A 12886-nucleotide genomic window follows, 5' to 3' on the forward strand; every position below is an offset into this window, starting at 1 on the left:
CCCGGTCGATATCCGGATCGGGCTGGCGGTGGCGAAAGCCTGCGGATCGACGATGTTCGCAACATCCTCCCGACCGTTTTTTTTCGAGGCGGAGCGGCAAGGCGTAGCGGGGGAGGAGGGAGATCGGCGCGTGCGCCGGTGCGCATTACGCCTGGCCACTAAGCCCTGAAAAATCCCCAAGGGGAGGTATGGCGAGACCGTCTGGCACGGCAGTCTGGCCTGGCAGGCGGTGTTGGTAGTGCGGCCTGCGCCCTGTCATCCGGGGAGCTGGTTCCCGTAGTCGGGTGCTCACAACAATTACAAAAGTGGAGCTACTTCGATGAAACATCCTTTGTTTCCTGCCCGCCTTGCCTTGGCGGTTTCTTCCCTGCTGCTGGTCCTGGGTACCGCTCAGGCAACCGATCTGGCCGGCAAGAGTCCGGCCGGGGTCCGTTATCACGGCGGAGATGAAATCATTCTTCAGGGCTTCCACTGGAACGTCGTCCGCGAATCGCCCAACGACTGGTACAACACCTTGCGCAGCATGGCGCCGACGATTGCCGCCGATGGCTTCAGCGCGATCTGGATGCCGGTACCCTGGCGCGATTTCTCCAGCTGGAGCGACGGCGCCAACTCCGGTGGCGGTGAAGGCTACTTCTGGCATGACTTCAACAAGAACGGCCGTTACGGCTCCGACGCCCAGCTCAAACAGGCTGCCGCGGCGCTGAACAATGCCCAGGTGAAGGTGCTTTACGACGTGGTGCCTAACCACATGAACCGTGGCTACCCGGACAAGGAAATCAATCTGCCGGCCGGCCAAGGCTTCTGGCGCCACGACTGCACCGATCCCGGTAATTACGCCAACGATTGTGACGACGGCGACCGTTTCATGGGCGGCGACGCCGATCTCAACACGGCCAACCCGCAGGTCTACGGGATGTTCCGCGACGAGTTCGCCAACCTGCGCAGCAATTACGGCGCCGGTGGTTTTCGCTTCGATTTTGTCCGTGGTTACGCTGGCGAACGGGTCGACAGTTGGATGAGCGCGGCCCACGACAACGCTTTCTGCGTCGGCGAACTGTGGAAGGCACCGGCGGAATACCCAAGCTGGGACTGGCGCAACACCGCCACCTGGCAGCAGGTGATCAAGGACTGGTCCGATCGCGCCAAGTGCCCGGTCTTCGATTTCGCCCTCAAGGAACGCATGCAGAACGGCTCGATCGCCGACTGGAAGAACGGCCTCAACGGCAACCCGGACGCGCGCTGGCGTGAAGTGGCGGTGACCTTCGTTGACAACCACGACACCGGTTACTCGCCGGGGCAGAACGGCGGTCAGCACCACTGGGCGCTGCGTGACGATCTGGTGCGCCAGGCCTATGCCTATATCCTCTCCAGCCCCGGCACGCCGGTGGTGTACTGGTCGCATATGTACGATTGGGGCTACGGCGACCTGATCCGCCAGTTGATCCAGATCCGGCGGGCCGCTGGGGTGCGCGCCGATTCGGCGATTGAATTCCACAATGGTTATTCCGGCCTGGTAGCGACCGTCAGTGGCACCGCGCAGACATTGGTGATTGCGCTCGGCTCGAATTTGAGTGATCCCGGTCAGGTCAGCAGCGGCAGCTTCAACCAGGCGCTGAATCAGGACGACGGTCAGTTGCGCATCTGGACGACCGGCAGCACTGACGGTGGAGACGACGGCAACGGCGGCGAGGATGGCAGCCTGGTCAGCGTCAACTTCCGCTGCAACAACGGCGTGACCCAGCCTGGCGACAGCGTGTATGCGGTCGGCAACCTGGCTCAACTTGGCAACTGGGCCCCGGCCAACGCGGTGCGCCTGACCGATGTCAGCAGCTATCCGACCTGGAAAGGCAGCATCAGCCTGCCGGCCCAGCAGGCTCTGGAATGGAAGTGCATCGTGCGCAGCGAAGCCAATCCGACCCAGGTGAAAAACTGGCAGCCGGGTGGCAACAACACGGCCACGACTGCGGCAGGCTTGACCACCACCGGCAGCCTCTGATCAGCAGGCGCGTCAAGTAGTTCGGTCGGCGCCGGCTTTGTCCTGGCGCCCGGCCGGGCTTTGTGGAGAATGCCTCTGGTGTCTCAACCGCGAACCCGCGAACCCAAAGGCCGATCACCGTGAACCTCGACAGTCGCATCAAGTTTCGCCATCTGCTGTGCTTTATCGAGGTGTCCCGTCAGGGCAGCCTGGCGCGCGCGGCCGACGTTATGTCAGTCAGCCAGCCGGCTATCTCCAAGACACTCAAGGAACTTGAAGCGCTGCTCGAGGCGAGCCTGTTCGACCGCAGCAAGCAGGGCGTGACCCTGACGGCCGCCGGACAGGCGTTTCTGCGTTACGCCGGGCCGAGTGTGCAGGCGCTACGTGAAGGGGTGCGCAGCCTGCGTGCCGGTGAACACGAGGCCGGTGTGGTGCGCCTGGGCGCGCTGTCGACAGTGGAAAGCTCGTTATTGCCAGACGTGGTGCGGCGGTTGCACGCGCAGCATGCGGCACTGGTGGTGAGTGTCGTGACCGGCCCCAGCGCCTACCTGCTTGGCCAGTTGCGCGGCGGTGAGCTGGATCTGGTGGTCGGCCGCATGACCGATGCCCCACAGATCGAGGGGCTCAGCTTCGAGCATCTTTATAGCGAGTCCATGACGTTGGTGGTTCGTCCCGGACACGAGCTACTCGACGGCGATCGCAGTCGTTTGGGCGAATTCCCCGTCGTGCTGCCGCAGAGCGGTACGACCATTCGCCGTCATGCCGATGGCCTGTTCATCCAGCTCGGCATCAGCCCACCGCCACGGCGGCTGGAGACGTTGTCCGTTTCGCTCAGCCGCCATTACGTTAGGGTCAGCGATGCGGTCTGGGTGGCGCCGCTCGATGCGGTGCGTGAAGACTTGGCGACCGGCGAGCTGATGGAGCTGGACCTCGGCTTGAAAGAGCCGGGCGGGTCGGTCGGCATCTGCAGCAACCCGACGCTGGCGGCGAGCCTGGCGATGCAGTGGTGTTGTGAGGCGCTGCGCGAGGCAGCTGTGAAATACCGTTAGCTTGATCCATAACCGTGCGGTTATGGATCAGGGCGAGCTTTTCAGTTTTCTACCTGTGACGCTCTGTCACACACTGGCGCCCAGCGGCTTCAAGCCATTCCACTTCCAATTTCAAGAAAGGGAGCTCGCCATGTCCGATCTGGACACCAGCCTGTTCGTCGCGCGTGATCGCACTCGGCATCCGAAGGCGTTGACGCCCGATTACAAAACCTCGGTTGCTCGTTCTCCGCAACAGGCATTGATCACCATAGCGCCGACCATTTCCGAAACCACTGGCCCGGATTTCTCGCACCTGAAATTCGGCCCGCACGACAACGATCTACTGCTCAACTTCAACAACGGCGGTTTGCCGATCGGTGAGCGCATCATCGTCTCTGGTCGGATCATGGACCAATACGGCAAGCCAATTCCGCACACCCTGGTAGAGATGTGGCAAGCCAACGCCGGCGGCCGTTATCGCCACCAGAACGACCGCTACGTGGCGCCGCTGGACCCGAATTTCGGTGGCGTCGGTCGTGCACTGAGCGACAGCGACGGCAATTACGTTTTCCGCACCATCAAGCCCGGCCCTTACCCGTGGCGCAACGGCCCGAACGAATGGCGGCCCGCGCATATCCATTTCTCTATCAGTGGTCCGTCGATCTCCACGCGGTTGATCACGCAGCTGTATTTCGAAGGCGACCCGCTGATCCCGCTTTGCCCCATCGTCAAGACCATTGGCGATACGGAAGCGGTGCAGAGCCTGATCGCCAAGCTCGATATGGGCATGGCCAATCCGATGGACTGCCTGGCCTATCGCTTCGATATCGTGCTGCGCGGCCAGCGTAAAACCCATTTCGAGACGCGCTGAGAAGGAGACGACGATGCCTGTAACACTTCTGCCGGAAACCCCTTCCCAGACTGCCGGCCCCTACGTACACATTGGCTTGGCGCTCGCCGCTGCCGGTAATCCCGTCCGGGAACTGGAACTCTGGAACGAGATGGCCAAGCCGGAGGCTGCTGGCGAACACATTTTGCTGATCGGGCAGGTGTTCGACGGGATGGGCCATTTGGTCCGCGATTCGTTTCTGGAATTCTGGCAAGCCGACCACGCCGGGGTTTATCAGACTTGCTTCGATCCGGAACGATCGTTCAACAGCTTCGGCCGTACCGCCACGACCTTCGAGGCGGGCGAGTGGACCCTGAAAACCGTCAAACCGGGTTCGGTAAAGAACCGCGCCGGTGAAACCATGGCGCCGCACATCAACGTCTCGTTGTTCGCCCGCGGCATCAACATTCACCTGCACACGCGCATCTACTTCGAAGATGAAGCACAAGCCAATGCGCAGGATCCGGTAATCAATTCGATTGAATGGGTCCCGCGTCGCGACACGCTGATCGCTCGCCGCTGTGAAGTCGACGGCAAGCCGGCCTATCGCTTCGATGTGCGCCTACAGGGTGAGGGGGAAACGGTTTTCTTTGACTTCTGATGCCCTTCAGGCGGCCCGCGAGACCTCAGCCGAGCCCGTCGCCCGGCTGGTGACGCAGAGTTTTCAGAACCTGCTCGAAACACGCGGATATCACGCCGATCCCGCACAGCATGCGGCCATCGAGCTACTCGCTCACTGGCTGGATGCCCGGCTGCGCGGTCGGCGCGGCTGGCTGCGTGGGCCTAAAACCGGCGTCTATCTATGGGGCGGAGTGGGGCGCGGCAAGAGTTTCGTCATGGACGCCTTCTTCGCGGCGGCGCCAGTGGCGGCCAAGCGCCGCGTGCATTTCCATGGGTTTCTTCATGAGGTTCAGCGGCGCCTGAAAGCGATCAGCGGTCAACCTGATCCGCTGGCGGTAATAGCGCGTGAGATTGCCGCGTACACGCATCTGCTCTGCTTCGACGAATTCCACGTACACGACATCGCCGATGCGATGGTGCTTGGGCGCTTGTTGCATCAGCTGGCAGAGCAGGGCGTCGGGCTGGTCGCCACTTCTAATTATCCGCCTCGTGGGTTGTGCCCCAATCCGCTCTATCGCGATCGCTTCAAACCCGCTATCGAGCTGATCGAGCGGCGTTTCGAGGTGTATAACCTGGACGGCGGTGAGGACTATCGTCAGCGCCTCGACAGCGGATACGTCTGGGGTGAGTACGCGCAAGTGCCAGCTGCCGAGCAGGCTGCGTGGGTCGCCGCACGGTTGTCCAATGAGGCGGAGCGGGATATCTCGCTGGAGGTGAATCACCGCACGCTGCGTCTGCGCGCCAGCGAAAACGGTCTCGCCTGGCTGGACTTCGATGAGCTATGTCGGTTGCCGCGCTCCAGTGCGGATTTTCTCTGGCTGCGCGATGAATTCGAGCGACTGACCATAACCGGCGTACCGACGCTCGACGGCGAGGGCATCGATGTTCAGCAACGCTTTCTCAACCTCATCGACATTTTTTACGACAGCGGTGTACAGCTGTTGCTGGTCGCCGAGACAAGTCCGGATCAGCTGCTCAGCGTTGGTGCTCATGTGGATTTCGCGCGAACTCGCAGCCGTCTGCAACAGCTCAGGCTCGTGGACGGAGCGCATGGTGATCGGGTGAACACTTAGATGCTCGCAATCCTTGGCATTACCGCACCTATCTTCATCCTCATCGCAATTGGATTTTTCTCGTGCCGCTCGGGCATGGTCAGCCGTGACCAGGCCGCCGGCATGGGGCGCTTCGTCATCAGCTTCGCGTTGCCAGCGCTGGTGATCAAGGCACTGTTGGAGCGGCCATTGGACGAAGTGGTCGATTGGAATTACCTGCTTGGCTATGGCCTTGGCTCGCTGCTGGTGTTTGGCCTGGGTTATGCCTTCGCGCGATGGGTGCGCAAGGACAGCCTCAGCGGTAGTGCGCTGGTCGGGCTGGGCATGTCGGTATCCAATAGCGGCTTCGTCGGTTATCCCATCGTTGCCATGGCGCTCGGTTCGCCGGCTGCGGTGGCGCTGGCGTTGGGAATGATGATCGAGAATCTGCTGATGATTCCGCTGGCGCTGACGCTGGCCGAGCTCGGGCGGCAGAACGATAAAGGTCCGTGGGCTGCGCTGCGTGGCACGTTGCTCAGCCTGGTTCGGCACCCGATCCTGATCGCCATTACGCTGGGCTTGCTGCTCGCGCTGTTCCAGTTGCGACCGCCAGCGGTGCTGATGCGGGTAATCGACATGCTGGCGCTGGCCTCCGCCCCAGTGGCGTTGTTCGTAATAGGCGCCAGTCTCTACGGAATGAAGGTCAGCGGTTTGGCGCTGGACGTGGGGCAGATGGCGATTGGCAAGCTGATCGTCCATCCGCTGATGATTCTGCTGTGCTTCACGCTGATACCGGTTGCCGACCCAGTGCTGGCATCGGCAGGCGTACTGATGGCCGCGGCGCCGATGATGAGTATCTATCCGATCCTTGGTGCGCGTTATGGATTGGAAGGACGCTGTGCCGCGGCGCTGGTTGCGGCGACGATTCTGTCGTTCCTGAGCATCAGCCTGTTCGTCTGGGCAATGACCTGATGGGGTATAGCAAATACCGTTCGATAGCCGCGCCATGGCTCGCTTATCGATTCACGACTCTATAGCGCGGGCGTAACTTGATCGACCGGCAGCGGCGTTCGAACGCCGGCGCTGAAACCATTACCAGAGCAGGAGCACAGGTTTGAATCGGCCCAGTAATCAACTCTTCGATGCCTATTTCACCAGTGCCGAGATGCGCGAGGTGTTTTCCGATGATGGCCGCTTACAAGGCATGCTGGATTTCGAGGCCGCGCTGGCCCGCGCCGAGGCGCGTTGCGGGGTGATTCCGCAAGCCGCGGTCGGCCCCATCGAGGCCGCCTGCAAGGCCGAACGCTATGACCCAAATGCGCTGGCACAGGCGATTGCCATTGCCGGCAATTCCGCGATTCCGCTGATCAAGGCGCTGGGCAAGTGCATTGCGCAAGACCATGCCGAGGCAGAGAAATACGTGCATCTAGGTGCCACCAGCCAGGATGCGATGGATACCGGCCTGGTCCTGCAACTGCGTCAGGCCGTCGGCTTGCTGGAGCGGGATCTTGCGAGTCTGGGCGAGGCATTGGCGCAGCAGGCCGAGCGCCACGTCGATACGCCCATGTCCGGCCGCACCTGGCTGCAGCATGCGACGCCGGTAACCCTGGGAATGAAGATCGCCGGTTGGCTTGGCGCGGTGACTCGCCATCGCGAGCGGCTGCAGGCGATCAAGCCACGCTTGCTCAGCCTGCAATTCGGCGGCGCTTCCGGTTCGCTGGCGGCATTGGGTGAGCAGGCCTGGCCAGTCTCGCAAGCCTTGGCCGACGAGCTGGCGCTGACGCTGCCCGAACAACCCTGGCACACCCAGCGCGACCGGCTGGTGGAGTTCGCCGCGTTGCTGGGCATGATCGCCGGCAGCCTGGGTAAGCTCGGCCGTGATCTGTCTTTGCTGATGCAGACGGACGTCGGCGAAGTCTTCGAACCCTCGGCACCGGGCAAGGGCGGTTCCTCGACCATGCCGCACAAACGCAATCCAGTGGGCAGTGCGGTGATGATCAGCGCTGCAACCCGCGCGCCGGGATTGGTCGCCACCCTGCTCAGCGCCATGCCGCAGGAACATGAGCGCAGCCTGGGCCTTTGGCACGCCGAGTGGGAAACCCTGCCGGAGCTGTGTTGCCTGGTGTCCGGCTCGCTGCAGCAGGCGCTCAGCGCCATCGCCGACCTGGAAGTCGATGCCGAGCGCATGCTGGGCAATCTCGAACAGACGCGTGGGCTGGTCCTGGCGGAGGCTGTGAGCATCACATTGGCGCAACGTATCGGTCGCGATACCGCGCATCATCTGGTCGAGCAGTGTTGCAAACGCGCCGTCGCCGAAGGCCGTCACCTGCGCGGTGTGCTGGCTGAGACCGCAGAGGTGCGTAGCGAGCTGAACGACGCCGAGCTCGATCGTCTGCTCGATCCGGCCTTCTATCTGGGGCAAGCGCGGCGCTGGGTCGAGCGCGCCGTGGCCGAGCACCGGGCAACCTGATTTTTGCTTTCTATTGCGGCTGCGTGCGTGCAGCGCTGGTCAACACCAACATGGGAGTGAACACGATGGATGAAAAAGAACGCTACGAAGCCGGCATGCAAGTGCGCCGCGCGGTGCTGGGCGATGCTCACGTGGACCGCAGCCTGAAAAACGTCACGCCGTTCAACGAAGAGTTCCAGGAAATGATTACCCGTCACGCCTGGGGTGACATCTGGACGCGACCGGGCCTGCCGCGGCATACCCGTAGCCTGGTGACCATTGCGATGCTCATCGGAATGAACCGCGAGGGCGAGCTGAAGCTGCACCTGCGCGCGGCGAAGAACAACGGCGTGACCCGCGACGAGATCAAGGAAGTACTGCTGCAAAGTGCGATCTACTGTGGCATTCCGGCCGCCAATGCCACCTTTCATCTCGCCGAAGAGGTTTATGACGAGATGGGCGTAGAGTCGCTGCAGGATAGTTAGCACCTGTAACGGCGCAGCGATCCATGTCTCGAAAGACGCTTTGACCGATGCGGCCTGGCCGTAGTCGATAGGCTGCGATCGGCTCTAAAGCGGGCGCATACACGTGCGGAGTGCCAACACACAGCTTGTAAAAAATCACTGCTCCGTAGGAGCGCGAGCTGTGGTTATCATTCGCCTCCATCGTTTGCGCTTGCCCTGTATGCCTACCTCATCGGAACCGCCCAATAGCATTCTCCCTGCCGAGACAAGCCGCCATGGCGGGTATCGATTTGCAGCAAATCGAATAGGACATGTTGGGAAAGCTTGCGATGAGCTCGCTGTAGCTGAAGATGAAATCTGCGCGCTTCCTTGAAGAAGCGGCCATGGCGGGCTCATCGAGTTGCATCAGCACGAGACGATACGCAACGTATCGCGCCCTGAACGACCGTCAACGGTTCCCGCGCTCGGATCTCATCGTTGTGGATATCCGCAAGGGTGTGAGGAAATATTCAGGATGATCGCCTCAGGGCGCCCCCGCTTTCCGTTCGGCAGTTTGGATAACCCGCTCGGCGTGTTCCAAGCAGGCCTTCGTCCGCCTGGCCAAAGGGGGGAATCCGAATTTAGCGGAGCTGATGCACCACTGCGATTTTTGCCGGGAAACGCGCTAAGCCATAGATCGGCGATGGAGCCTTCTATCGGGAGGACTGCTTTTGGATCGAATGCCGACCGCGTCTGGCCAACCCGCTCGGTAAGGTTCCGAACGAGAGAGCCTCGCCTCGGGTCTTTACAGCAATTAGAAACTCAGTCAAGGGAAACAAAAATTGGAATGGCTTGCTGATCCTACTGCCTGGCTCGGATTGCTCACGCTCATCATTCTCGAGCTCGTTCTTGGCATCGATAATCTCGTCTTCATCGCAATTCTTGCCGACAAGCTTCCTCCGCATCAACGCGACCGTGCGCGCCTGATCGGACTCTCGCTAGCGCTGATCATGCGACTGGGCCTGCTTGCCAGTATTTCCTGGTTGGTGACCCTGACAGCTCCGCTATTCGAGGTGTTCGGAAAGAGCTTCTCGGGCCGAGACCTGATCATGTTGTTCGGTGGGTTCTTTCTGTTGTTCAAGGCAACCATGGAGTTGCATGAACGGCTCGAAGGAAGGGGACACGTCCAGCAGGGCAGCCGCACATATTCGGCGTTTTGGCCCGTAGTCGCCCAGATCGTCGTTCTCGATGCAGTGTTTTCGCTCGATGCCGTGATCACCGCGGTAGGCATGGTCGACCATCTCATGGTGATGATGATTGCAGTGATTATCTCGATCGGCGTAATGATCGTGGCGAGCAGGCCGCTGACCGCGTTCGTTAACGCTCACCCTACCGTCATCCTGCTGTGCCTGGGCTTCTTGATGATGATCGGCTTCAGCCTTACGGCCGAGGGTCTGGGCTTCCATATCCCCAAGGGTTACCTCTACGCGGCCATCGGCTTTTCCATACTCATCGAAGTGTTCAACCAAACCGCCAGGCGCAAGCGAAAGCAGCAACTTCATGGCCAGCACGTAACGATGCGAGATCGCACCGCCTTCGCGGTAATGCGGTTGCTGGGCGGTCGCTCCGTCGATGTGGAAGAGGTTGGCGAGGAAATCGCCGACATGGTGCAGGGAGAGGGCGATCAAAGTGACCTGTTCGGTCGGCGCGAGCGGCTGATGATCAGCGGCGTTCTGCAGCTCGCCGAGCAGTCGATCAAGAGCGTTATGACCGACAGAATGGAAGTTGACCATCTGGCTCTGGATGCGCCTCGTGAACAGACCCAGCAGGCACTGCTGGACTCGCCTTATTCCCGGCTTGTCGTGGCCCGCGGCGAGTCTATCGACGAGCCCCTCGGTTATGTCCAGAAAAAAGAGCTGCTTCGCGAATTGCTACGCGGAGGCGAACTGGATATCGAGCCATTCGTCAGGGCGCCAATCAACCTACCGGACGGGTGCAGCGTGCTCAATGCACTGGAACAGATGCGCCAGGCATCTACGCATGTCGCTTTCGTCGTCAACGAGTTTGGACATTTCGAAGGCCTGCTGACGCTGACTGATATTTTGGAGTCCATTGCTGGCGAGCTACCCGATGCCAACGAGATCGAAGGCCCCGATATCGAGGAGTCGGGCAGCGGCCACGAGGTCAACGGTGGCTTGCCCCTCTCCGTGGTGCGCCAACGACTGGCTTTCCCCGCCCACGCCACGGACGATTACCAGACCATCGGCGGCCTAGCCATGAGTCTGCTTGATCGCCTCCCGAAAAAAGGAGACGAGGTCGTCTGGAATGGCTGGAAGCTCACCGTATCGGACGTAGAAGAGCGCAGGGTTACTCGCGTTATGTTGGTTCGGCTCTGACGGGGCCCGACGGTCGCTCTATCGATCGCTCGTTACGTCCGATCGAAAGACAGGTCGGTGGGAATCGGCAACAGATGTTGAAGAAGTTGGCGAAGCTCCCGCTACCTCGGGCTTGATGAGACCTGCCGCATGCCGCGCGGCGATATAGCCGAACGTCATCGCCGGGCCCAGGTTGATGCCCCCGGATGGGTAATGTCCGCCCATGATGCTGGCCATGTCGGTGCCGGCGGCGTAAAGGCCCGCTATCGCTTCGCCATGCTTATCCAGCACCTGTGCCTGTCCATTGGTGCGCAGTCCGGCGAAGGTGCCGAAGCAGCCGGGCTCCACCTTCACCGCGTAGAACGGCCCATGCTCGATGGGCGCCACGCAGGGGTTCGGTCCGTTGTGCGACGGGGCGCCCATCTTGCGGTTGTAGGCTGTCGATCCGCGCCCGAAGGCCGGGTCTTCACCGTTGCGTGCGTGACGGTTGTATTGCTCGACGGTGGCGACCAGCCCTTCCGGATCGATACCGCAGGCGCTCGCGAGCTCTTGAAGGGTACGTCCGCGCTTGAGGTAGCCGCAGCGCAGCATCGATCCGAGCGGCACGGGAAACGGCCTGGAGTAACCGAGGCCGTAGCGGCGTTGGGTTTGATGGTTGCAAATCAGCCAGGAAACGGTCGGCTGACCTTCCGGGATCGCCCGTAGCATCGCGGCGACATAGTCGTAATAACCGCCCGCTTCGTTGACGAAGCGTTTGCCATCGGCCAACACGCCGATAACGCCAGGTTTGGCGCGATCGATGATGTGCGGAAAGTGACCGACGCTGCCGTCACGATGGGGCACCCGTGACACCGGCGCCCAGGCCACCGGCGCCGCCAGGTCGGTCACCAACTGGCCGCCAACCGCTTCTCCCAAACGGATGCCATCGCCGTTGCAGCTGATGGGCGGCAACGCCAGGTGATCGTCCTTGCCAGGATGGCGCGGAAACAGGGCTCTGCGTCGTTCCACGTCATTGGGAAAGCCGCCCGCGGCAAGTACCACTGCTTTCGCGTGGATACGCAGGTCGCCCTTATCGGTCATCACTTGAGCACCGCTGACACGGCCATCGGCGTAAAGCAATTGGCTGGCTGCGGCATCGGTCAGCAGCTGCACGCCCAGCTCATCGGCGGAACGCACCAGCCGCGCTACCAGCGCTACGCCGTTGACCAACTGCATCGCGCGGCCGTGACGGGCCAGATCCAGCAGATGTCGGCCGAAGCGTCGAGCCACATGCCAGGCGGCGCTGGGCGAGCGGGTCATATTAAGGAATGCGGCCAGATCCGCGCCGGCCATGATCGGCATCCCCATGAACGAGGTTTCACGCATGGTCGGGCGCAGCCGGTGAATGAGCGTGCCGAGTTCGCGGCCGTCATAAGGTGCGGCGATGACCTGATGGCCTTGGGTAGCGGCGCCGGGTACGTCGCCATGAATGTCGGGGATGCCGTTGCCGTCGGTGAATTGCAGTCGCGTATGGGTCTCGAAGAAAGCGACCATCGGGCCGCAAGCGTCGAGAAAGGCATCGATGCGTTCGGCGTCGTAGCGTTCGCCAAGCTCGTTGCGCAAGTAGGTACGTGGCTGTTGCGGATCTTCGTGAATGCCAGCGCGGCGGGCGAGCGGGTTGCCTGGTACCCACATCCAACCGCCGGACCAGGCAGTCGCGCCACCCAGGGTGGAGTCCTTCTCCACGACGACGACCTTGAGGCCGTGCCACGCACCGGTAACTGCTGCCGAAAGCCCGGCGGCGCCGGAGCCGATCACGAGCAGATCGCAGTCGATGGGATCATGGGGCAACGGCATAAAATACTCCTGGGATTGGAACGATGTTCCAGTGTTAACGCCTGGACATAAAAAATGCCGGCGATGTCGTCAACGGCAAAGGCCCGTCGGAGCCGACGAGCAAACTGGAAACGAATGGCGTTGCGGTCAGGACAGGCTGACCATGGATCGCACGATCAGCGTGTTCTCGTCGTAGCCGACGTTGTTGGCGTCGCGCGCCGCTATCGGGCGCATCCTTTTTCTTGAGCCCATCACCG

General features: G+C 61.6%; 10 protein-coding genes. 9 read left to right on the top strand and 1 reads right to left on the bottom strand.

Annotated elements, in window-relative coordinates:
• Positions 1–319 precede the first annotated feature (319 nt).
• The 9 genes from AC2LD7_RS17050 (at position 320) to AC2LD7_RS17090 (ending at position 10835) form a co-directional block, all read left to right on the top strand.
• Positions 320–1999, top strand: a complete 1680-nt coding sequence (locus tag AC2LD7_RS17050; RefSeq protein ID WP_484598916.1) for a glucan 1,4-alpha-maltotetraohydrolase domain-containing protein — start codon at positions 320–322, stop codon at positions 1997–1999.
• 119 nt (positions 2000–2118) lie between these two features.
• Complete coding sequence (gene pcaQ, locus AC2LD7_RS17055) at positions 2119–3027, top strand: pca operon transcription factor PcaQ (protein WP_484598917.1); 909 nt, start codon at positions 2119–2121, stop codon at positions 3025–3027.
• A gap of 130 nt (positions 3028–3157) precedes the next feature.
• Positions 3158–3877, top strand: coding sequence for a protocatechuate 3,4-dioxygenase subunit beta (gene pcaH, locus AC2LD7_RS17060; protein ID WP_484598918.1), 720 nt, complete (start codon positions 3158–3160; stop codon positions 3875–3877).
• Between the two features lie 13 nt (positions 3878–3890).
• Positions 3891–4496, top strand: coding sequence for a protocatechuate 3,4-dioxygenase subunit alpha (gene pcaG, locus AC2LD7_RS17065; protein WP_484598919.1), 606 nt, complete (start codon positions 3891–3893; stop codon positions 4494–4496).
• Positions 4486–5589 carry a cell division protein ZapE gene (gene zapE / locus AC2LD7_RS17070; RefSeq protein WP_484598920.1) on the top strand — a complete coding sequence of 368 codons (1104 nt, stop codon included), beginning with the start codon at positions 4486–4488 and terminating at the stop codon, positions 5587–5589. The genes pcaG and zapE overlap by 11 nt, the downstream gene beginning before the upstream one ends.
• Entirely contained in the window at positions 5590–6519 is a 930-nt protein-coding gene (locus tag AC2LD7_RS17075; RefSeq protein ID WP_484598921.1) for an AEC family transporter, read from the top strand.
• 142 nt (positions 6520–6661) lie between these two features.
• Entirely contained in the window at positions 6662–8017 is a 1356-nt protein-coding gene (locus AC2LD7_RS17080; RefSeq protein ID WP_484598922.1) for a 3-carboxy-cis,cis-muconate cycloisomerase, read from the top strand.
• 65 nt (positions 8018–8082) lie between these two features.
• Positions 8083–8481 (top strand): 4-carboxymuconolactone decarboxylase, encoded by a 399-nt coding sequence (gene pcaC, locus AC2LD7_RS17085; RefSeq protein ID WP_484598923.1) that lies wholly within the window; start codon positions 8083–8085, stop codon positions 8479–8481.
• 800 nt (positions 8482–9281) lie between these two features.
• Positions 9282–10835, top strand: coding sequence for a TerC family protein (locus AC2LD7_RS17090; RefSeq protein ID WP_484598924.1), 1554 nt, complete (start codon positions 9282–9284; stop codon positions 10833–10835).
• An 18-nt stretch (positions 10836–10853) separates the two neighbouring features.
• Here AC2LD7_RS17090 and AC2LD7_RS17095 read toward each other — a convergent pair whose 3' ends face one another.
• Positions 10854–12650 carry an FAD-dependent oxidoreductase gene (locus tag AC2LD7_RS17095; RefSeq protein WP_484598925.1) on the bottom strand — a complete coding sequence of 599 codons (1797 nt, stop codon included), beginning with the start codon at positions 12648–12650 and terminating at the stop codon, positions 10854–10856.
• Between the last annotated feature and the right edge of the window lie 236 nt (positions 12651–12886).

The organism is Stutzerimonas sp. (assembly GCF_982611455.1).

What these genes read in the sequence shown, in the direction of transcription:
- AC2LD7_RS17050 (WP_484598916.1), top strand. Translation starts at nt 320, where the DNA reads ATGAAACATCCTTTGTTTCCTGCCCGCCTTGCCTTGGCGGTTTCTTCC.
- pcaG (WP_484598919.1), top strand. Translation starts at nt 3,891, where the DNA reads ATGCCTGTAACACTTCTGCCGGAAACCCCTTCCCAGACTGCCGGCCCC.
- AC2LD7_RS17075 (WP_484598921.1), top strand. Translation starts at nt 5,590, where the DNA reads ATGCTCGCAATCCTTGGCATTACCGCACCTATCTTCATCCTCATCGCA.
- pcaH (WP_484598918.1), top strand. Translation starts at nt 3,158, where the DNA reads ATGTCCGATCTGGACACCAGCCTGTTCGTCGCGCGTGATCGCACTCGG.
- pcaC (WP_484598923.1), top strand. Translation starts at nt 8,083, where the DNA reads ATGGATGAAAAAGAACGCTACGAAGCCGGCATGCAAGTGCGCCGCGCG.
- AC2LD7_RS17095 (WP_484598925.1), bottom strand. Translation starts at nt 12,650, where the DNA reads ATGCCGTTGCCCCATGATCCCATCGACTGCGATCTGCTCGTGATCGGC.